The sequence below is a fragment of the Pantoea sp. WMus005 genome (assembly GCF_013415305.1).
GTDB lineage: Bacteria > Pseudomonadota > Gammaproteobacteria > Enterobacterales > Enterobacteriaceae > Pantoea > Pantoea rara.
Map to the genome: position 1 here is coordinate 1,786,926 of NZ_JACBXU010000001.1, position 19,210 is coordinate 1,806,135.

The 19,210-nt window shown below is 56.5% G+C and carries 21 protein-coding genes; 9 read left to right on the forward strand and 12 right to left on the reverse strand.

Annotated features, from left to right (window positions below; translation table 11 throughout):
• Nucleotides 1-15: 15 nt before the first annotated feature.
• Together HZZ01_RS08120 and mntR are read right to left on the reverse strand one after the other, a co-directional pair.
• Entirely contained in the window at nucleotides 16-1,125 is a 1,110-nt protein-coding gene (locus HZZ01_RS08120; protein WP_179896311.1) for an SLC13 family permease, read from the reverse strand.
• Nucleotides 1,126-1,145: 20 nt separating this feature from the next.
• Nucleotides 1,146-1,604: a manganese-binding transcriptional regulator MntR gene (gene mntR / locus HZZ01_RS08125; protein WP_003850512.1), complete on the reverse strand. Its 459-nt coding sequence runs from the start codon at nucleotides 1,602-1,604 to the stop codon at nucleotides 1,146-1,148.
• A gap of 253 nt (nucleotides 1,605-1,857) precedes the next feature.
• On the opposite strand from mntR, the gene HZZ01_RS08130 reads away from it, so the two are divergent.
• Nucleotides 1,858-2,049 (forward strand): hypothetical protein, encoded by a 192-nt coding sequence (locus tag HZZ01_RS08130; RefSeq protein ID WP_033782439.1) that lies wholly within the window; start codon nucleotides 1,858-1,860, stop codon nucleotides 2,047-2,049.
• A 240-nt stretch (nucleotides 2,050-2,289) separates the two neighbouring features.
• Here the strand turns inward: HZZ01_RS08130 and ompX are convergent, their stop codons facing one another.
• A complete protein-coding gene (ompX, locus tag HZZ01_RS08135) occupies nucleotides 2,290-2,802 on the reverse strand; it encodes an outer membrane protein OmpX (RefSeq protein ID WP_090962715.1) in 513 nt (170 codons plus the stop codon).
• Between the two features lie 368 nt (nucleotides 2,803-3,170).
• Between ompX and rhtA the strand changes: the two genes are divergently transcribed.
• The 5 genes from rhtA to glnQ all read left to right on the forward strand — a co-directional run bounded on the left by rhtA (nucleotide 3,171) and on the right by glnQ (nucleotide 7,438).
• Complete coding sequence (gene rhtA / locus HZZ01_RS08140; protein WP_179896313.1) at nucleotides 3,171-4,085, forward strand: threonine/homoserine exporter RhtA; 915 nt, start codon at nucleotides 3,171-3,173, stop codon at nucleotides 4,083-4,085.
• Between the two features lie 326 nt (nucleotides 4,086-4,411).
• A complete protein-coding gene (dps, locus tag HZZ01_RS08145) occupies nucleotides 4,412-4,915 on the forward strand; it encodes a DNA starvation/stationary phase protection protein Dps (RefSeq protein ID WP_090962719.1) in 504 nt (167 codons plus the stop codon).
• 319 nt (nucleotides 4,916-5,234) lie between these two features.
• Nucleotides 5,235-5,981: a glutamine ABC transporter substrate-binding protein GlnH gene (gene glnH, locus HZZ01_RS08150; RefSeq protein ID WP_090962721.1), complete on the forward strand. Its 747-nt coding sequence runs from the start codon at nucleotides 5,235-5,237 to the stop codon at nucleotides 5,979-5,981.
• A 78-nt stretch (nucleotides 5,982-6,059) separates the two neighbouring features.
• Nucleotides 6,060-6,719 (forward strand): glutamine ABC transporter permease GlnP, encoded by a 660-nt coding sequence (glnP, locus tag HZZ01_RS08155; RefSeq protein WP_022625976.1) that lies wholly within the window; start codon nucleotides 6,060-6,062, stop codon nucleotides 6,717-6,719.
• Nucleotides 6,716-7,438 (forward strand): glutamine ABC transporter ATP-binding protein GlnQ, encoded by a 723-nt coding sequence (gene glnQ / locus HZZ01_RS08160; RefSeq protein WP_003851741.1) that lies wholly within the window; start codon nucleotides 6,716-6,718, stop codon nucleotides 7,436-7,438. The genes glnP and glnQ overlap by 4 nt, the downstream gene beginning before the upstream one ends.
• Nucleotides 7,439-7,517: 79 nt before the next feature.
• Here glnQ and rlmF read toward each other — a convergent pair whose 3' ends face one another.
• Nucleotides 7,518-8,450, reverse strand: coding sequence for a 23S rRNA (adenine(1618)-N(6))-methyltransferase RlmF (gene rlmF / locus HZZ01_RS08165; RefSeq protein ID WP_179896314.1), 933 nt, complete (start codon nucleotides 8,448-8,450; stop codon nucleotides 7,518-7,520).
• Between the two features lie 141 nt (nucleotides 8,451-8,591).
• On the opposite strand from rlmF, the gene HZZ01_RS08170 reads away from it, so the two are divergent.
• Nucleotides 8,592-9,224 (forward strand): flavin reductase family protein, encoded by a 633-nt coding sequence (locus HZZ01_RS08170; protein WP_179896316.1) that lies wholly within the window; start codon nucleotides 8,592-8,594, stop codon nucleotides 9,222-9,224.
• A 3-nt stretch (nucleotides 9,225-9,227) separates the two neighbouring features.
• On the opposite strand, the gene hutH is transcribed toward HZZ01_RS08170, so the two are convergent.
• From hutH to hutI, 7 genes are all read right to left on the reverse strand, one after another.
• Nucleotides 9,228-10,745: a histidine ammonia-lyase gene (gene hutH / locus HZZ01_RS08175; RefSeq protein WP_179896318.1), complete on the reverse strand. Its 1,518-nt coding sequence runs from the start codon at nucleotides 10,743-10,745 to the stop codon at nucleotides 9,228-9,230.
• Nucleotides 10,742-11,536, reverse strand: a complete 795-nt coding sequence (locus HZZ01_RS08180; protein WP_179896320.1) for an ABC transporter ATP-binding protein — start codon at nucleotides 11,534-11,536, stop codon at nucleotides 10,742-10,744. Before HZZ01_RS08180 ends, hutH begins: the two co-directional genes overlap by 4 nt.
• Entirely contained in the window at nucleotides 11,529-12,269 is a 741-nt protein-coding gene (locus tag HZZ01_RS08185; RefSeq protein ID WP_179896321.1) for an ABC transporter permease, read from the reverse strand. Before HZZ01_RS08185 ends, HZZ01_RS08180 begins: the two co-directional genes overlap by 8 nt.
• 8 nt (nucleotides 12,270-12,277) lie before the next feature.
• The gene (locus HZZ01_RS08190) at nucleotides 12,278-12,997 is read right to left on the reverse strand and encodes an ABC transporter permease (RefSeq protein WP_179896323.1); all 720 of its coding nucleotides are present in this window, start codon (nucleotides 12,995-12,997) and stop codon (nucleotides 12,278-12,280) included.
• Nucleotides 12,998-13,009: 12 nt separating this feature from the next.
• Nucleotides 13,010-13,858, reverse strand: coding sequence for a transporter substrate-binding domain-containing protein (locus HZZ01_RS08195; protein ID WP_179896325.1), 849 nt, complete (start codon nucleotides 13,856-13,858; stop codon nucleotides 13,010-13,012).
• Nucleotides 13,859-14,164: 306 nt separating this feature from the next.
• A complete protein-coding gene (gene hutG, locus HZZ01_RS08200) occupies nucleotides 14,165-14,956 on the reverse strand; it encodes an N-formylglutamate deformylase (protein WP_179896327.1) in 792 nt (263 codons plus the stop codon).
• A complete protein-coding gene (gene hutI, locus HZZ01_RS08205; RefSeq protein WP_179896329.1) occupies nucleotides 14,953-16,170 on the reverse strand; it encodes an imidazolonepropionase in 1,218 nt (405 codons plus the stop codon). Before hutI ends, hutG begins: the two co-directional genes overlap by 4 nt.
• 81 nt (nucleotides 16,171-16,251) lie before the next feature.
• Here hutI and HZZ01_RS08210 point away from each other — a divergent pair, with 81 nt between their 5' ends.
• Both HZZ01_RS08210 and HZZ01_RS08215 read left to right on the forward strand, forming a co-directional pair.
• Nucleotides 16,252-17,607, forward strand: coding sequence for a formimidoylglutamate deiminase (locus HZZ01_RS08210; RefSeq protein ID WP_179896331.1), 1,356 nt, complete (start codon nucleotides 16,252-16,254; stop codon nucleotides 17,605-17,607).
• The gene (locus HZZ01_RS08215) at nucleotides 17,604-18,146 is read left to right on the forward strand and encodes a HutD family protein (protein ID WP_179896332.1); all 543 of its coding nucleotides are present in this window, start codon (nucleotides 17,604-17,606) and stop codon (nucleotides 18,144-18,146) included. The genes HZZ01_RS08210 and HZZ01_RS08215 overlap by 4 nt, the downstream gene beginning before the upstream one ends.
• Here HZZ01_RS08215 and hutC read toward each other — a convergent pair.
• Nucleotides 18,130-18,885, reverse strand: coding sequence for a histidine utilization repressor (gene hutC, locus HZZ01_RS08220; RefSeq protein WP_179896334.1), 756 nt, complete (start codon nucleotides 18,883-18,885; stop codon nucleotides 18,130-18,132). The two genes, HZZ01_RS08215 and hutC, sit on opposite strands and share 17 nt — an antisense overlap.
• Nucleotides 18,886-19,210 lie beyond the last annotated feature (325 nt).

Genomic DNA, 19,210 nt, shown 5'->3' on the forward strand with positions numbered 1-19,210 from the left:
CAGGATGCGTCGTGCCTAATTGAGCAACCGCAGAAGCAGCCAGCCGCTGGCCATTGACCAGGCCAGCAGAGGAAGGGAAAAGAGATGGAATTGCCACCACACGGCGCGATCTTTCGCCATACGCAAAGCAATGAGGTTAGCCAGGGAACCCGGCAGCAGACCGAATCCGCCTATATTGACCGCCCAGGCGAGCACATCGGTCGGCGGGACTTTTTGCAGCAAAAGTATCGTTGCCGGGACGTTACTGATTACCTGTGACAGACCAATTGCCAGCAGATAGAGCTGCCCCTGACCAAAATGCGCCACCGCATCAAAATGAGCCTGCATGACTGGCAACCGCGTCAGCAGGAAGACGTCAACAAACATGGCGATGAACACTGCCAGCAGGCTCCAGTCGATACGCTGCAACACCGGGCGCGCCATCGCCATGAAGGTGGCAAGGATCAGCAGCAGTATCCAGCCGGTAATCTCCAGCTCCAGACCGGCGATAAACAGCAGGTATAACACCACGCTGACGATAAACAGCGGCTTTTGCCACTCCGGCTGCTCCGGGTTGTCATGCTTATCAATCGACCGCTTTGAGAAGCTAAACCAGGTCAACACCACCAGGCTCAGCAGTAGCCAGGCAGCCAGCGGCAGCATCTGAACAATAAATCCCATAACGCTGAGCTTGCCGTGACTCCACAGCAGGATGTTTTGCGGGTTGCCGACAGGCGTCAGCAGCGATCCGGCATTAACCGCGAGCGCCTCAAAAATGATCAGTCGCGAGATAGGTAAATGTGAGAACTTTCGCAGCGTCAGCGTCAGTGGCACCAGAATAAACAGCGCCACATCGTTAGTCAGAAACGTCGAGAGCAAGGCAGCAGCCAGCACCATAAATAGCGCAAGCGCACGCTCGTGCCGGAAACGGGCAATCAGTCGTCCCCCCAGCACATCAAAGTAGCCGCTGGTTTCCAGACCTTTGGTCAGTATCAACAACCCGGTAAGGGTGATAATCGTATGCCAGTCTACGGCACCCGGCAGATCGGCCCAGCGAAAATCTGCCAGGAATGCCAGAACTACACCAATCACGATTAATAAATGCAAAATTGAGTCATGCAAAAAAGATCGAAGCAGTTGAGGCATGGTGAGGGTACGCCTTAGCGTTAACGGGTTTCGGAGAACTTCTTAAATACAGCCAGGGTTTCATCACTGACGTGATGTTCAATACCTTCAGAATCGCGCCGGGCCGTTTCGGGACTAATGCCTAACGCCAGCAGAAAACTTTCAACAATATGATGACGGGCGCGACTCTCCTCTGCCAGTTTCTCACCTTCACTGGTCAGGAAGACACCGCGGTAAGGCACCTGCTCCACCAGCCCGGCACTGCCAAGCCGCTTCAGCATTTTAGCTACAGTGGGTTGCGAAACGCCCAGACGGGCCGCCATATCGACCTGACGTGCTTCGCCAAATTCACCAATCAAATCAGAGATTAACTCAACGTAGTCATCAATTAATTCCCGACGATGCGCTTCACGCACCTGCCGAAAACCTTCGACATGCTCTTCAATATCTTTCAGTGGTCCTTTTGGCGCAGAAACCACGCTTTTAGCACGACGACTCATTCAGCTTCCTCATTATTATTGCCCGTACTGACACTGCTGTACGGATTTAGCTGCGCTCATTGTAAACCAGCCGCAAAGAAGCTCAAATTTTTCGTCATTAGCCTTGGCTAAACGATATAGCCAGTGCTATATTTGTTGATAATGTAAGCAGCAAATGAGTGATCCTTGTTGATCCTCTGTTGCTCCGGTGATGATGACGCTTCTCACCGCAGGCTGCTGACTACTGCGTCGACTATGATTGGGAGGTGATTCTATGAGCACCCTGAAATGTTGCTTAGATTGCAGCAAATGCTTCCAGGCTGAAAAGAAAACAACCACGGAGATGAAATCCTGGCTGTGCCTGCTGACGCGTTCCCCGTTCACACTGCGTCTGATGTTGATTGAAAAACTGCTGGGCCATAAGCCTGCCGATCGTCGCTGTCAGAATCTGATCTGGCGCGGCTAATCCTGATTCAGTGCCTTTCAGCCAGTGGCTGAGAGGCGCACTTCCCCCCTCTGATCTCTTTTTTCTAACGTTGCCACATGCACATGATGCCCTGCGGCATAACGTCGCATGGCTGTTGATCGGCTTTAGATTTAAAGAAGAGGCAGGAAACGTGCAGAGACGGAAAAGTGGCAGGTAAATTCAGCGCAATAAAAAACGGCCCACAAGGGGCCGTTTTTTGGCAGGTCAGCTAAGCTAAACTTAGAAGCTGTAACCTACGCCAGCAATCCAGGTACCGACGTCAACGCTACGGATACGGCTCTGCTCGTAACCAACGTCAAGTGCGATGTCCTGCATTGGGTTAAACTGAAGACCTGCACCGTAAGAGAAACCTACGTCGCTGGTGTCAGTTTTATCACGTGATGAAGTATCGTTGCCCTGGTATTTACCGTAGCCGATACCTACAACACCATAGATGCTAGCCCAGTCGTTCAGACGGAAAGCTGGACCACCGGTCACACCGTAGTACTGGCCTTTATTGTAAACGCCATCTTCGGTACGATCTTTTTCAGTGTAGGTGAATGAACCGATCCAACCCAGTGGGTTAGAACCGTCTTCGTAGCGGTATTTCAGGTTGAAGCCGTTAGCTTTGTTAGCAACGCCCTGATAATCGCTCTGAGCATAGCCACCAGTTACGGTGCTCTGTGCCATTGCTGAACCTGCAGATACTGCCAGTACACAGGCTAATGCTGAAAGACATGCAATTTTTTTCATAACCACCTCAAATGTGAAAATACTTCTCTCCTGACAACGCTGAAAATATAACAAAAAATAGCGAGAAACTCTGCCCGGATTTTGTTGTCTAACAGAAAGTTTGGTGTAACAGGAAGTTAATGCAACAGACTATGTCATTCATTTCTCTTATAAAAACCGTCATCTTCCTGCAATAATCATTTTGTGCTTATTACGTTGTTTAAGTTAAATCCTAAAAAAACCTGACATTTCTTTACCAAAATGGCACTGATTTTGACCAGATTTTGCTCAGTTAAGGCAAATTTAAAAACTTATTTCACTGATTTTTTGCCCGCCATTTCCTTTACACTGGTTCATTCACATGCTGATGACCAGGAAAAGTACACAGGATGTCTGCCTCTCCCGCTTCTAAAACCCTTGCCCCAATAGTGTTGCCGATAGCCGTACTGCTGATTGCGATGCTGTCGCTACAGGGCGGTGCTTCGCTGGCAAAAAGCCTGTTTCCTGCGGTAGGCGCCACCGGTATCACCGCGCTGCGCCTGGGATTCGGCACGCTGATCCTCTGTGTCATCTTCAAACCCTGGCGTTTACGCTTTAGTCGGGAGCAGCGTCTGCCTCTGCTGATGTACGGCCTGGCCTTGGGCACCATGAATTTCACCTTCTATCTGGCGATTCGTACCGTGCCGCTGGGCGTGGCGGTGGGACTGGAATTCACCGGCCCGCTTGCACTGGCACTGTTTGGATCGCGCCGACCGCTCGATTTTGTCTGGGTGCTACTGGCGGTGATTGGTCTGTGGTTCCTGCTGCCTTTTGGCACCGGCATGACAGCCATTGATCCGCTGGGTGCAGCGCTGGCCGTAAGTGCGGGTGCCTGCTGGGCGATCTATATTCTGGCAGGACAGCGGGCAGGCGCAGAACATGGTCCGGCCACAGTGGCCATCGGTTCCCTGATTGCCTCAGTGATTTTTGTGCCGCTGGGGCTGACATTCGCAGAAAGTGGCATCTGGACATGGGCTGTGATGCCTGTCGCGTTGCTGGTTGCCCTGCTCTCCAGCGCCATTCCCTACTCACTCGAGATGATCGCCCTCACCCGCTTACCGGCACGCATCTTCGGTACGTTGATGAGTCTTGAACCCGCCATGGCCGCCTTTTCCGGCATGCTGTTTCTGGGGGAAACCCTGACCGGGCTTCAGTGGCTGGCGTTGCTGGCTATCATCATCGCCTCGGCCGGGTCCACGCTGACCATGCGGCCGAAAAAGAGTCAGTTAAACAGTGTTGAATTATCAGACGATAGTCAGAAATAACCCCTTTCAGCCCGCTCTGCTGGCGGGCTAAATAACAATCATGCTCATCATGAGAACTATTCTTAATCATCTTTCTTTTAAGCGCTGACTATTTTGAAATAGTCGCTTACCAGTTATTTACAAACTCATATAACCTATTGATTTAATTTTATATGTTTAGCTGTTTTTATTTTAACATGGTATTAACGTTTCAGGCGATGCTTCGCATTTAAAAAAAGACCCACGCTATTTCATCCATTGACAAAGTCGTTTCTGCAAAGCTGAAAAGCGCTGCTATACTTATTCGGTACTTGATTAGGACAACCATCAAAGAGAGGACTGAAACGATGAGTACCGCTAAATTGGTTAAAACTAAATCTTCTGACCTGATTTATACCCGCAATGACGTGGCCGAAGACGAGAAGAAAGCCACCATCGCGGTGTTGAACCGTCTGGTAGTCGAGTTTATTGACCTGTCATTGATTACTAAGCAGGCGCACTGGAACATGCGCGGTGCTAACTTCATCGGTGTGCATGAGATGCTGGACGGCTTCCGCACTGCGATCACCGATCATCAGGACACCATTGCTGAGCGTGTCGTTCAACTGGGTGGCGTGGCGCTGGGTACTACGCAGGTGGTTAACGATACGACGCCGCTGAAAAGCTATCCGCTGAACATCCACAGCGTTCAGGATCATCTGAAAGCGCTGGCAGACCGCTACAGCGTTGTTGCTAATGATACCCGTAAAGCCATTTCTGAAGTGAAAGACGAAGATACTGCTGACATCTTTACTGCAGCATCACGCGATCTGGATAAATTCCTGTGGTTCATCGAAGCCAACATTGAATAAAACTCACTGCAGTCAATCAGGCGGGGAAACCCGCCTTTTTTACGTCTGTGTTACCGCATTTTTATGACCCTGTTAACAGTTCTTCCTTCCTTCGCTTCACAGCCTTAACATCTGAGGCACACTACCGTTTGCACCAAAATAGCCGCATGCACCAAAACTAAACACCAAAATGGTGCAAAGGCAGAATTAACTGCAAAATCGTGTCAGCTATGTTATTCAACTCCCTGATTTCTCGCATTTTGCAATGTTGGCATAGTTCTTTCATATGACAAGCCGCAAACGCAGGCCCTGCCGCCTGGTAGTAAAAAAAGGAAAAATGATGAAGTCACTGTTAAAAGTTTCTGTGGCCGCGCTGGCGCTGGCCTTCTCCCTCTCCTCCACTGCAGCCGAAAAGAAGCTGGTCGTCGCGACTGATACCGCCTTTGTTCCGTTTGAATTCAAACAAGGCGACAAATATGTCGGCTTTGATGTGGATCTGTGGGATGCCATTGCAAAAGAGCTGAAGCTTGATTACACCCTGAAGCCAATGGACTTCAGCGGCATTATCCCTGCACTGCAAACGCGCAATGTCGATCTGGCACTGGCGGGTATCACCATTACTGAAGAACGTAAAAAAGCGATCGAGTTTTCTGATGGTTATTACAAAAGCGGTTTGCAGGTCATGGTGCGTAATAATGAAAACGACATCAAAGGCATCAGCGATCTGAACGGTAAAGTGGTTGCTGTGAAAAGCGGTACCGGCTCTGTGGAATACGCAAAAGCTAACATCAAATCTAAAGACCTGCGTCAATTCCCGAACATCGACAGCGCCTATATGGAGCTGGGCACCAACCGTGCGGACGCCGTGCTGCATGACACGCCTAACATCCTTTACTTCATCCACACTGCGGGTAAAGGCCGCTTTAAAGCGGTAGGCGACTCAATTGAAGCGCAGCAGTATGGTATTGCCTTCCCGAAAGGCAGCGACGATTTACGTGAAAAAGTTAACGGCGCACTGAAAACCCTGAAAGAGAACGGCACCTACAACACGCTCTATAAAAAATGGTTTGGCACCGAACCTAAATAATAATTTGCCCGTTATCTGATTTCAGCAGGGAAACTTTTTCCCTGCTTTTTTCCATCGCAACATATCTGGAGTGACACCATGGAGTTTGACTGGAGCGTCATCTGGCCCGCCATGCCAGCGCTGCTTGAAGGCGCTAAACTGACCTTAATAATCTCAATTATTGGACTGGTTGGCGGCCTGTTCATCGGGCTGGTAGCCGGTTTTGCCCGCGCTTACGGCGGCTGGATCACCAATAACATCGCACTGGTGTTTATCGAAATCATCCGTGGCACCCCGATCGTGGTGCAGGTGATGTTTATCTATTTTGCTTTGCCGATGGCCTTCCCCGACCTGCGCATTGATCCCTTCAGCGCGGCGGTGGTCACCATCATGATTAACTCTGGCGCGTATATTGCCGAGATTACCCGTGGTGCCGTGCTGTCGATCAACAAGGGCTTCCGCGAAGCCGGACTGGCGCTTGGCCTGTCGAGCCGCGAGACGCTGCGCTACGTGATTATGCCGCTGGCGCTGCGCCGTATGCTGCCGCCGCTGGGCAACCAGTGGATTGTCAGCATCAAAGATACCTCACTGTTCATCGTTATCGGTGTGGCTGAACTGACACGTCAGGGTCAGGAAATTATTGCCGGTAACTTCCGCGCTCTGGAAATCTGGAGCGCCGTCGCGATCATCTATCTTGTGATTACGCTGGTGTTGAGCTTTGTGCTGCGCCGCATTGAGAAAAGGGTGAAAATCCTGTGATTGAATTTAAAGATGTCTCCAAGCATTTTGGCCAGACCCAGGTGCTGCACAATATTGATCTGAAAATTAACCAGGGCGAAGTGGTGGTCATTATCGGTCCCTCCGGTTCCGGTAAGTCGACGCTGCTGCGTTGCATTAACAAGCTGGAAGAGATCACCAGTGGCGAGCTGATTGTTGATGGCCTGCGCGTGAATGACCCGAAAGTTGATGACCGCCTGATTCGTCAGGAAGCGGGCATGGTGTTTCAGCAGTTTCATCTGTTCCCACAGATGAGTGCGCTGGACAACGTCGCCTTTGGTCCCATTCGGGTGCGCGGTGCCAGCAAAGAGGCGGCACGCCAGCTGGCGCGTGAACTGCTGGGCAAAGTGGGCCTGGCCGAGCGTGCGCATCACTTCCCGTCTGAGCTTTCCGGTGGTCAGCAGCAGCGCGTGGCGATTGCTCGTGCGCTGGCGGTTAAGCCAAAAATGATGCTATTTGATGAACCCACCTCAGCGCTGGACCCGGAACTGCGTCACGAAGTGCTGAAAGTGATGCAGGATCTGGCGGAAGAAGGCATGACGATGGTGATTGTGACGCACGAAGTCGGCTTCGCACAGAAGGTCGCTTCGCGCCTGATCTTTATCGACAAAGGCCGGATTGCGGAAGATGGCGATCCCGACAGCCTGATCAGCAACCCCCCCAGCGATCGTCTGCGCGAATTTCTGCAGCACGTCTCCTGATCGAAACGGGCCGCATCGCGGCCCGTTCTTTTTTCCTCTTCGTCCGCAGATAAACCCGTTGCCCGCGTAAAGAGACCTCTTAGTTACCCAGACGACTCAGCAGTTTGCTGCGCTGCGCCGCAGCCATAAAACTCCACGCCAGGAAGCGGCTCTGCTTCTGACCCTGCGCCATATTCACTACCCGCACCTCAGCGACGTCGAGCGCCTGCAGCTGTTTTTCCAGCGCCGGTAAGTTCTCTTTGCGCGACACCAGCGAGGTAAACCAGCCGATCTGACGACCCAGCGCCACGCTTTCGGCGATCATCTTGCCGATGAAGCCTTTCTCACCACCGGGATACCACAGCTCATTGTGCTGCCCGCCAAAGTTAAGCGGTGCATTTTTATCCAGCCCGAGATTGCGGACCTTACGCTGCGAACCTGCCACTGCCTCATCCGGCGACGCGTGGAACGGCGGATTACACATCACTGCGCTGAAAAATTCCGTTTTGCTGACCACACCCGCCAGCACCGCATCGGTGTTTTTCTGACGACGTAAACGGATCTGGCGCGTCAGGCGTGGGTTGGCTGCGACAATGCGGTTAGCGGCTTTAATGGCGGCTTCATCAATCTCGGTGCCGGTAAAGCGCCAGCCATATTCTGCTGCACCAATCAATGGATAGATGCAGTTTGCACCGCAGCCGACATCGAGTACGTCCGCCATCGGGATGACGCCGTTGTTATCCAGCGCCAGCAAATCGGCAAGATAGTGCAGATAATCGGCGCGTCCCGGTACTGGCGGGCAGAGTGAGCCAGGAGCCAGTTGCCAGTCGATGTCGTAAAACAGTTTGATCAGCGCCTGGTTCAGCAGCATCACCGCCTCCGGGTCCGCAAAATCCACGGACTTCACGCCATATCCGTTGGGCCGGACTTTGGCCTTCAGCGGTGGATGGGCAGCGGTTAACGCGGCAAAATCGTATTCGCCCTGATGGCGATTGCGGGCGTGGAAGGGCGACGTGCTGGCTGACTTTTTCATACGTTCTCTCAATTATTCCGGCGCGCGTACAATACGCTGTAGGCGTCGGAAAATAAACCCGCACCATCCGCTTACCTCATTCCGGTTCCGTCGGGCGATGCTGTGGGGCTAAGATAAATAAAATTCCCTGCTGGAGACGTTATGACCCGGAAACGCTATTCCTATCAACCCCGTGCTGGTCACGGTCTGCCGCACGATCCGCTGAATGCGATTATCGGGCCGCGCCCGATTGGCTGGATTAGCTCTGTCAGCGCCAGCGGCCAGCATAATCTGGCCCCTTACAGCTTCTTTAACTGCTTCAACTATCAGCCGCCGATTATCGGTTTTGCCAGCAGCGGCTGGAAAGACAGCGTCCGGAATATCGCTGAGACAAAAGAGTTTGTCTGGAACCTCGCAACCCGCCCGCTGGCCGAAGCGATGAACGAAAGTTCCGCTTCACTGCCGGCCGATCAGGATGAATTTGCCTTTGCCGGGTTAACGCCGCTGGCGGCATCTCAGGTCAGTGCGAACCTGGTGGCAGAAAGCCCGGTCAACTTCGAGTGCCGCCTGACGCAACTGATTCAGCTGCAGGATGCCAGCGGCAACCTGCTCGACAGCTGGCTGGTCATGGGTGAAGCGGTGGCGATCCACATCGATGACTCGCTGCTGGAAGAGGGCATTTATCAGACTGCAAAAGCCGAACCGATTCTGCGCGCAGGCGGCCCCAGCGCCTATTACGGTATCAGTGAAGCGCAGCGCTTTGATTTAGTCCGTCCGGACGCACGCCGCAGGTAATCCTCACCCCACAAGCGCATCAGCCCGGTGCGCTTTTATCTGCGCCACTGCGCGGGCGATGTCGGGTGCCAGCCAGCGATCCTGCTGCCAGCGCGCAACACCCTGACGCAGATGCTGCCAGGCACGCCGTGTGCCGGCTGCCAGCTGCGATTCACCGTGAAATTCCAGCGCCTGTGCCGCCAGCAAATACTCAATCGCGATGATGTGATCGACGTTGCTGACCAGCTTCAGCAGCTTCAGCGCCGACCCGGTGCCGAGACTCAGATGATCTTCCTGTAATCCTGATGTGACATAGTTATCGAGCACCGCAGGCTGCGCCAGTTGACGGTTTTCCGCGCAGAGCGAGGCCGCCACGTACTGCGCAATCATCATGCCGGAATTGACGCCAGGCTCAGCCACCAGAAACGGCGGCAGGCCACTGACCAGCGGGTTCACCAGCCGATCAAGTCGTCGCTCAGCAATGCTCCCCAGCTCCGCCAGCGCAATCGCCAGCAGATCACAGGCCATGGCCACCGACTCACCATGCGGATGTGACTGAGACACCACGCGCCACTCCTGCGGCGTTCCAAGAATCAGCGGATTGTCGGTACAGGCGTTGAGTTCGGTCTCCACCTGGCGAGCGGCGTGATCAAACTGATCGCGGCAGGCACCGTGCACCTGCGGCATCGACCGCAGACTCAGTGCATCCTGAGTCCGGATACCGACGCTCGCGGTTAGCAGCGGGCTGTCACTCAGCAACTGGCGCAGACGTTCACCACTCCGCTGAATCCCCGGGCTGGCCTTGAGCGCCAGCACTTCGGGATCAAACGCCACCAGTTGACCGCGCAGCGCCTCAAAGCTCATTGCGCCTGTCACATCCGCCCAGTCCAGCAGACGTTCGGCATCGTCCAGCGCCAGGCAGGCTAAGCCGGTCATGCAGGGCGTGCCGTTGACCAGGCTCAGTCCCTCTTTGGCACCTGGCCGGTAAGGCGCTAATCCCGCCTGGGCCATCGCCTGCTGCGCAGGCATGATTTCGCCCTGCCACTCAACCTCACCGATGCCGATCAGCGCCAGACCGATATGCGCCATGTGCGTCAGATAGCCCACCGATCCCTGCGATGGCACCTGAGGTGTAATCTGCAGATTCAGCAGCGCCAGCAGTTGCTGCACCAGCGCCACTGACACACCCGATTTGCCGTGGCTGTAGTTGGCAATCGCGGCACACAGAATGGCGCGCACCTCCGCTTTTTTCAGCACCGGCCCGACACCGCAGGCATGGCTCAGCAGGGTATTGCGCGACAGCTGGTTCAGTTCATCTTCCGAAAGAGTGATGTTGCACAACGCCCCTAATCCGGTATTGATGCCGTAGGCCACCTGCCCCGCTGCCACGATATTTCCGACAATTTCACGGCTCTGCGCGATGCGCTGCCAGGCGCTGTCGCTCAGCGTCAGGGTCGCGCCGTGCCGGGCGACCTGCACCAGCGCCTGCCACTGTAGCGGGCCATCACCCCAGACCCGCGTCTGATTCGTCTCGTCGCTCATACCACCGGCTCCACCTGATGATGACTGGAGATAAACTGCTTAAAGCGCGCCGATCCCGCCTCGCCGAACATCGCCTCTGGCGTGCCCTGACAATCAATCGTGCCCTGATGCATAAACACCACCCGGTTTGAGACGTTGCGGGCAAAGCCCATCTCGTGAGTGACCACCAGCATAGTACGCCCCTCTTCCGCCAGACTGCGCATCACCTTCAGCACCTCGCCCACCAGTTCCGGGTCCAGTGCTGACGTGGGTTCATCAAACAGCATCACCTCCGGGTCCATCGCCAGCGCACGGGCGATCGCCACCCGCTGCTGCTGGCCGCCTGAAAGCTGGGCAGGATAGAAATCTTTGCGATTCAGCAAACCGACCCGATCCAGCAGCTGTTCCGCCTGGACAATGCAGGCTTTTTTATCACGCTTCAGGACGTAGTGCGGCCCTTCAATGACGTTTTGCAGGACGGTGAGATGCGACCAGAGATTAAAGCTCTGAAACACCATCCCCAGCCGGGAACGCAGCCGCTCAATCTGACGCGGGTTAGCTGCCAGCTGGTGCCCGCGCGCATGACGCTTCATCTCAATGGTTTCACCGCCGACGCTAACCACGCCAGAATCGGGCGTCTCCAGCAAATTAATACAGCGCAGCAGCGTACTTTTGCCCGAGCCGCTGGCACCGAGAATAGAGATGACATCGCCCTGGTGCGCCTGCAGCGAGATGCCCTTCAGCACCTCCATCGCGCCAAAGGATTTATGGATGTCGCTGGCCGACAGCGTGACGGGTGGCAGTTCAGACATTTTTTTCTCCTCCGGGGATCGGCTTAGCGGCTGGTAACGGTTTTTTTTCCGGTTTATGAACCGGTGTCAGACGCCGCTCCAGCAGGGCATACAATTGAACAATGATGAAGTTGAGGATCAGGTAGATCGCCGCCGCACACAGGAACACCTCCATGGTGCGGTAAGTACGCTGGATAATCTGCTGGGCTACCCCGGTGACATCCCACACCGTTACCAGACTGGCCAGCGCGGTCGATTTCACCAGCAGAATCGCTTCGGTGGAGTACGCAGGCAGCGCATAACGCAGCATCACCGGCGCGATAATGCGCCGCAGCAGCAGGCCACGCGACATACCGCACGCCATCCCCGCTTCCACCTGACCGGGCGGGACCGCCAGCAGTGCGCCACGCAGGATCTCCGCCGTGTAAGCAGCAGTACAGAGCGACAGCGCCAGCACCGCGCAGGTAAAAGGCTCACGCAGAAACGGCCAGAAGACGCTGTGGCGAATCACACCAAACTGTCCCAGACCGTAGTAGATCAGGAACAGCTGGATCATCAGCGGCGATCCGCGAAACACCAGAATGTAGCCGCGGGCAAATGCACTCAGCAGCCGCCAGCGGCTCATGCGCAGTGCCAGAATGCCCACCGCCAGCACGCCTCCACAGAGAAAGGCGCTGATAAACAGGCCGAGCGTGACTGGCAGCGCCGCGCTGAGTTTCAGGAAGGTTTCAGTAAGGAACGCAAGATCGATCATAAATGTCCTTAATGCTGTGCAGCGGTGCGGCTTTGCCAGGCGCGGCCCAGACGGGATTCGGCCCGCAAAAAGGCGCGATTCGACAGCAGCGTCAGCAGCAGATAACAGGCTCCGCCCACCAGGTAAAAGGAGAAGTAGTCCCGGGTTGAACCGGCCGCAATCTGGCTGGCCCGCATCAGCTCGACAATGCCGGTTACTGACACCAGCGCCGAATCTTTCAGGCTCATCTGCCAGACGTTTGACAGGCCGGGCAGCGCATAGCGTGCCACCTGCGGCAGCAGAATGCGTTGCCGGATGCGCCAGCGCGGCATACCAATGGCGACGGCGGCTTCGATCTCCCCTTTCGCCAGTGCCAGCCGTGCGGCACGATAGACTTCCGCCTGGTAAGAGCCAGAGATAAGCCCGATCGCCAATGCTCCGATCAGAAACGGCGGCGCTTCGATAAAGCCGTCCGCGCCAAACAGTTGTCCGATCTGCGTGATCAGTCCCGAGCCGCCGAAGTAGAACAGGTAGATCACCAGCAGCTCAGGGATGCCACGAAAGATGACCGAGTAGCCTTCCCCCAGCCAGCGTACCGCGCGATGGGAGGATAACTTTGCGGCGGCAACGCACGATCCCACCACCGCACCGACCAGCAGTGCGCATAGCGACAGCAGCAACGTGGTCAGCGTGGCACTCAGAATCAACCGTCCCCAGCCGTCCGGGCCAAAACTCAGCAGGCTTATCATCAGTTACCTCACTCAGGGTGTGACGTCAGTTTTGAACCACTTCTCGCTCAGCTTTTTCACTGTGCCGTCGGCCAGCGCGGCTTGGATCGCCTGATCCAGTCGGGCTTTCAGATCGTTGTCTGCCATACGCACGCCCATCGCTTCACCCTCACCCCAGATTGGGCCGCCCAGCTGTGGACCGCTGAAACTCAGGTTACGGTTATCCGGCCGCGCCAGCATCGACTGCGCAAAGGTGACGTCGTCAAATACCGCGTCAATCCGCCCCGCCTGCAAATCGAGGATCGCATCCGCTGAGCTGGTGTATTCGCGGATGTCTGCAACATCTTTGAAATATTTGTCGATGAATGGCGTATAAACCGTGCCGGAGGCGATACCGATCGTTTTGCCTTTCAGCGCTGCTTTCAGGGGTGCAATGGCAGGTTCCACGGTTCCGGCGTCGTCGGTGAGTTTGATGATCTTACTGTCAGCGGGCAGCAGTGACCCTTTTACCGTGATGAAGGTGGCAGGCGTTGAGGCGTAGGGTACGGTGAAATTCACGACTTTCTTGCGGTCGGGCGTAATCACGATCGCATCCATGATGACGTCATATTTTCCGGCATTCAGTCCGGCGATCATCCCATCCCAGTTCTGCACCACCAGCTTGCACTGGATCGCCATGCGCTGGCAGAGATCCGCCATCAGTTCCGGTTCGAAACCGCCCAGCTTGCCGCCCGGCAGCGTGAGGTTCCAGGGTTCATAACTGCCTTCAGTGGCAATGGTGATTGACTTCCACTCTTTAGCCTGGGCACTGACGCCACAGAGCAGCAGGCTGGAAACCAGCGTAGTGAGACATAAACGACGAAAAGTCAGAGGGTGTGTCATACGGTTCTCCTGAAGTAGCGGCCTGGTGATCGCCCTGACGAGATTTAACATAAATTTCACAGGATGATATGTCATGTATATACAAGTTAACGCAGCGCAGTTCATTGCCGGCTTTATCATTTTGTGAGCCAGACAGAATTTATGATGTGGAGAGTGGCACTGCTTCACTTGTACATACAACCTAGCAAAGGTTATGCCAGCTCTGCAGAGACGGAAGAAGGGGCGGGAGGATGAGTGCAGGCAGGCAAAACGCCTTTGCCTGCACCCAATTGGCGCAGCGCTGCACCGGGGTGGCGCATCGCTGCTTTAGTGCGGTTTAGCCTGCGCCAGCATGGCGTGGATCATTGCCTTCAGTACTTTCTGTAATTGTGCGGCGCGCGCCTGCTGCCAGGCATAGGGCGAGGTTTCATCCATATAGTTGCGCTGCGCCAGCTCCAGCTGGACCGCCTCAATCTGCTGCTGCGGCTGACCGTAAGCGCGGGTGATGTAGCCACCTTTAAAGCGCCCGTTGATCACCCAGCTGTAGTCGGTCTGTGCTGCGCACACCGCCTCAATCGCCGCGCTCATGGCAGGCGTACAACTTGCACCGTCGTTGGTGCCGACGTTGATATCGGGCAGACGCCCCTCAAACAGGCGGGGAATTTCACTGGCGATGGAATGCGCGTCAAACAGCAGCGCATAGCCGTGCTGCGCTTTAAGCCGCGCCAGTTCCTGTTGAATCTGCTGATGATAAGGCTGCCAGATCTGATCAATGTAGCCCTGACGCTCCGTGGCATCGGGCGTTTTGCCTGGCGCAAAGGTCGGCGTGCCATCGAACAGGGTTTCCGGGAACAGGCCGGTGGTGGCAGTCGAATAGAGCGGCTGGTTATCGGGCGGACGATTGAGATCGACCACAAAACGTGAGTAGCGGCCAATTAACACGCTGGCCCCGAGATCACGCACAAAATCATACAGCAGCGGAATATGCCAGTCGGTGTCAGGCAGGCCGCGCGCGGCCTCACTCAGTCCGGCTTCCACGCCAGGCGTCAACTCCGTACCGGCATGGGGAATGCTGACCAGCAGCGGCAGGCTGCCCTGGGAAAAATAGAAAGGGTTCATTGCAGTTCTCCACGATAAACAACAGTACAGGGCAACTCGCCCCCCAGCCAGTAAACCAGTTCCGCCGGACGGGCCAGCGGCCAGTGCACGAAGTTCGCCACTTTTCCCGCCTCCAGCGAGCCGTGACTGTCAGACAGCCCCAGCGCTTTTGCCCCCCACAGCGTAACGCCTGCCAGCGCCTCTTCCGGCGTCATGCCAAACAGGGTGCAGCCCATATTGAGCATCAGGCGCAGCGACAGCGCGGGCGACGTACCGGGATTGGCATCACTGGCCAGCGCCATCGGCACGCCATGTTGCCGGAAGAGTTCCACCGGCGGACGCCGGGTCTCGCGTAACAGGTAAAACGCGCCAGGCAGCAGCACCGCCACAGTGCCATGCTCTGCCATCGCTCTGGCATCCTCTTCGGTGGCGTATTCAAGATGATCAGCAGAGAGTGCGCCGTAGCGCGCGGCCAGGGCTGCGCCCCCCAGCGCCGAGAGCTGTTCCGCATGCAATTTCACCGGCATGCCCAGCGCCACGGCCCGGTCGAACACCCGCGCCACCTGCTCAGGGGAAAAGGCCAGATGCTCGCAGAACGCATCCACCGCATCCGCCAGCCCCAGCGCGTTAACCTGCGGCAGCAGACGGTCGCAGATGATATCGACCCAGCCATCCGGATTGTGCGTAAACTCCGGCGGAAAGGCATGGGCGGCCAGACAGGTGGCACGGACATCGGCGGGCACGCTCTCGCCCAGCTGGCGAATCGCCCGCAGCATCCGCATTTCGCTCTCTTCGTCCAGACCGTAGCCGGATTTGATCTCAACGGTAGTGACGCCCTCGGCCAGCAGACGATTGATCCGCCAGCGAGCCGACGCCACCAGCTCCTCTTCGGTGGCCGCGCGGGTGGCGCGCACGGTGGAGAGAATGCCGCCGCCCTGCGCGGCAATCTCTGCGTAGCTGACGCCATTCAGGCGCTGTTCAAACTCCTGACTGCGATCACCGCCAAACACCAGATGGGTATGACAATCCACCAGTCCCGGCGTCACGATGCCGCCTGGCAGATGATGATGCTGATCGGCAATGAACGCGGGCATCTCCGCCTGCGGCCCGACCCACACCAGCTTGCCCGCCTGCACCACCAGCGCGCCCTCAGGTATCAGATGGTACTTTCCGTCACGCATGGTGACCAGGTCGGCCCCCGTCCACACCGTTTCTACGCGCATCTCTTCTGCCATCGTTGCCTCATGCCTCCGCCGTTTACACTGTGCCTCAAAGTATGTATATGTATATACAACTACATCCGATGAGGATCAACCATGGCAACGTTTTTTGCCCCGCGCGCACTGCTGGCGGAGGTCTGGCAGCAGCAGGTACGTATCACGGTCAATCAGGCCGGTTTTATCGACTCCATTACCCCGGACAGCCACGCTGAGGAGGCGATAAGGCTCAACGGCGAGGTGATCCCGGCGATCGCCAACCTGCACTCTCACGCCTTTCAGCGCGCCATGGCAGGTCTGGCTGAAGTGGCGGGCGATCCTCAGGACAGCTTCTGGACCTGGCGGGATCTGATGTACCGCATGGTCCAGCGCCTGACACCTGAGCAGGTGGGCGATATCGCCACCCTGCTCTATATCGAGATGCTGAAAGGTGGCTACACCCAGGTGGCGGAGTTTCACTATCTGCATCACGACCCCAGCGGCACGCCCTACGGTGATGACGCGATGCTGCAACAGCTGATCGAAGCGGCGGAGATCGCCGGTATCGGTCAGACCATGCTGCCGGTGCTCTACAGCTACAGCGGTTTCGGCAGTCAGCCCGCGGCGGCCGGTCAGAAACGTTTTATCCAGCAGACCGATCGCTATCTGCAACAGCAGGCACGGCTGGATGCATGGCAGCAGCAGCGGCCACTGCTGAACCGTGGCCTCTGTTTCCATTCGCTACGGGCGGTAAGTGAAAGCCAGATGCACGACGTGCTGGCAGCCAGCGATCCGGCACTGCCGGTGCATATCCATGTGGCTGAACAGCAAAAAGAGGTCAATGACTCGCTGGCCTGGAGCGGCGAACGTCCGGTCGCCTGGCTGCTGAACCGCTTTGCGGTGGATGCGCGCTGGTGCCTGATCCACGCCACCCATCTGGATGAGAGTGAGCTGTCGCGCCTTGCCCGCAGTGGTGCGGTCGCGGGCCTCTGTCCGACCACCGAAGCTAACCTCGGTGACGGCATCTTCCCGGCGGTGGAGTATATCGCACAGGGTGGACGCTGGGGCATTGGCTCTGACAGCCATGTCTCGCTGAGCGCCCAGGAAGAGCTGCGCTGGCTGGAGTATGCGCAGCGGCTGCGCGACCAGCGTCGCAACCGGATGACTTTGCCCGGCCAGCCGTCGGTGGGCGACCTGCTCTGGCAACAGGCGGCAGCGGGTGGCGCCCAGGCGTGCGGCATTCAGCAGGGCGTGCTGGCGGTGGGACAACGTGCTGACTGGCTGGTGCTGCGCGATGAGGCGTGGCTTGGCAGCGTTGAGTCCCACGCCGTGCTGAACCGCTGGCTGTTTGCCGGACAGCGCGATCAGATTCGCGACGTTTATGTCGCAGGTAAGGCCGTGGTGGAAGATGGCGTGCATCCGCAGCAGACGGCGTGTGCTACGCGCTTTGCTCAGGCGATGGCGGCGCTGCGATGATCGCCCGGTTCGCGTACGCAGATCTGGCGGTCAGCCGCTGGCGCAACGGCGGTGGCGAGACCCGCGAAATCATCAGCTTCCCGCCCGGCGCGGATCGCTTCAGCTGGCGCGCCAGCATTGCCACCCTGGCGCAGGATGGCCCCTTCTCCGCCTTTCCGGAGATCGATCGGGTAATTACCCTGCTGCATGGCGATCCGGTGTTATTAACCGCGTCTGATGTGCAGCATCTGTTGACGCCGCAAAAGCCGTGGGCGTTTGCCGGAGAACTCGCCTTAACGGCGCAGCTGCAGGGCAGCATCAGCGAAGATTTCAATATCATGACGCGACGTGGTGAATGGCAGGCTACGGTAGAGGTGGTTAACACGGCGGTCAGCGCGCTGCATGGTGTCGCCTGGGTGCTGGGTGGCGCATGGCAGACGGCTGACGGAGAAAAGCTGAGCGCGCAACAGGGCGCGTGGTGGGTCGATGAAGAGACACAACTCAGCCCGTGTGACACGGATGCCCGGCTGCTGTTTGCCCGACTTAACCGTGTCCTCTGAAGCGGCCCAGTAGTTTGTAACGTGAGCCGGGATAGAGCAGCCGCGCATACGTCACGATCTTCGTGTCGCTCCAGGTCTGACGACGAATCAGCAGGCAGGGATCGTGCTCGTCCAGCGACAGATGTTTACGCTGACGCGCATCGGGCAGCACCGCTTCAACGATGTGCTCGCCCGCCGTCAGCGGCGCGACCCGCATCAGATAGGTGTACGGCGTCATCTTCTCATAATCCTGCGTCAGGTAGTCGGGCGCGACCAGCGGGTTGACCAGACGATCCTCCAGCTGCACCGGCAGGTCATTTTCGTAATGCACAATCAGCGAATGGAAGAGCGTCTGCCCGGTAGTAAGTCCCAGTACCGCAGCCTGCTCGGGATCGGCTTTGTTCTGACCGATGGCGAGAATTTTGCTGCTGTGCTGATGGCCGCGCTGGGCAATCTCATCGGCAATGTTATGCACCTCCAGCATGGCGGTGTAGCCTTTCATCTCTGCCACGAAGGTTCCGACGCCCTGCATCCGCACCAGGAAGCCCTCGCTGGTCAGTTCGCGCAACGCCCGGTTAATGGTCATGCGGCTGACGCCCAGTTCATTGACCAGTTCACTTTCTGATGGCACACGCTGATTCGCTTTCCACAACCCTTCACGAATCTGGCTGACGATAGCCTGCTTCACCCGCTGATAGATCGGGGCAGGTTCATCGCTCATTGCCGCCGCCAGTTGTGCCAGTGCTGTATGCTCGACCATTTGCTGTTCCTTATGCTGAAAGTCCCCTAAGTTTACTGTCTCACCACGTGAATGTATATACATCCAGTAGAGCACCCGCTGCCCTACTGGTGCAGTCTGCGCATCCTCATGGTGCAGCCTCTGTAATGCTTTCAGGACGTAACCCGCAGCGGGCAGAGATTCGATTTTTGTGATCGGCCTGGCACGACGCTTGCTTTCAATACTTGATTGTATAGACAAGCATAGACAAGGGTTAACGCTTATGTTTCACTCGAATTATTCCGCTGGTCAGGGCAAGAAAAGCAGCTTAGCCACGCCAGCACACTTGTATAGACAGGAGTAGACT

Excerpts from the sequence above, each read along its gene's own strand:
- HZZ01_RS08120 (WP_179896311.1), bottom strand. The coding sequence starts at position 1,125 with ATGCCTCAACTGCTTCGATCTTTTTTGCATGACTCAATTTTGCATTTA.
- mntR (WP_003850512.1), bottom strand. The coding sequence starts at position 1,604 with ATGAGTCGTCGTGCTAAAAGCGTGGTTTCTGCGCCAAAAGGACCACTG.
- HZZ01_RS08130 (WP_033782439.1), top strand. The coding sequence starts at position 1,858 with ATGAGCACCCTGAAATGTTGCTTAGATTGCAGCAAATGCTTCCAGGCT.
- ompX (WP_090962715.1), bottom strand. The coding sequence starts at position 2,802 with ATGAAAAAAATTGCATGTCTTTCAGCATTAGCCTGTGTACTGGCAGTA.
- rhtA (WP_179896313.1), top strand. The coding sequence starts at position 3,171 with ATGTCTGCCTCTCCCGCTTCTAAAACCCTTGCCCCAATAGTGTTGCCG.
- dps (WP_090962719.1), top strand. The coding sequence starts at position 4,412 with ATGAGTACCGCTAAATTGGTTAAAACTAAATCTTCTGACCTGATTTAT.
- glnH (WP_090962721.1), top strand. The coding sequence starts at position 5,235 with ATGAAGTCACTGTTAAAAGTTTCTGTGGCCGCGCTGGCGCTGGCCTTC.
- glnP (WP_022625976.1), top strand. The coding sequence starts at position 6,060 with ATGGAGTTTGACTGGAGCGTCATCTGGCCCGCCATGCCAGCGCTGCTT.
- rlmF (WP_179896314.1), bottom strand. The coding sequence starts at position 8,450 with ATGAAAAAGTCAGCCAGCACGTCGCCCTTCCACGCCCGCAATCGCCAT.
- HZZ01_RS08170 (WP_179896316.1), top strand. The coding sequence starts at position 8,592 with ATGACCCGGAAACGCTATTCCTATCAACCCCGTGCTGGTCACGGTCTG.
- hutH (WP_179896318.1), bottom strand. The coding sequence starts at position 10,745 with ATGAGCGACGAGACGAATCAGACGCGGGTCTGGGGTGATGGCCCGCTA.
- HZZ01_RS08180 (WP_179896320.1), bottom strand. The coding sequence starts at position 11,536 with ATGTCTGAACTGCCACCCGTCACGCTGTCGGCCAGCGACATCCATAAA.
- HZZ01_RS08185 (WP_179896321.1), bottom strand. The coding sequence starts at position 12,269 with ATGATCGATCTTGCGTTCCTTACTGAAACCTTCCTGAAACTCAGCGCG.
- HZZ01_RS08190 (WP_179896323.1), bottom strand. The coding sequence starts at position 12,997 with ATGATAAGCCTGCTGAGTTTTGGCCCGGACGGCTGGGGACGGTTGATT.
- HZZ01_RS08195 (WP_179896325.1), bottom strand. The coding sequence starts at position 13,858 with ATGACACACCCTCTGACTTTTCGTCGTTTATGTCTCACTACGCTGGTT.
- hutG (WP_179896327.1), bottom strand. The coding sequence starts at position 14,956 with ATGAACCCTTTCTATTTTTCCCAGGGCAGCCTGCCGCTGCTGGTCAGC.
- hutI (WP_179896329.1), bottom strand. The coding sequence starts at position 16,170 with ATGGCAGAAGAGATGCGCGTAGAAACGGTGTGGACGGGGGCCGACCTG.
- HZZ01_RS08210 (WP_179896331.1), top strand. The coding sequence starts at position 16,252 with ATGGCAACGTTTTTTGCCCCGCGCGCACTGCTGGCGGAGGTCTGGCAG.
- HZZ01_RS08215 (WP_179896332.1), top strand. The coding sequence starts at position 17,604 with ATGATCGCCCGGTTCGCGTACGCAGATCTGGCGGTCAGCCGCTGGCGC.
- hutC (WP_179896334.1), bottom strand. The coding sequence starts at position 18,885 with ATGGTCGAGCATACAGCACTGGCACAACTGGCGGCGGCAATGAGCGAT.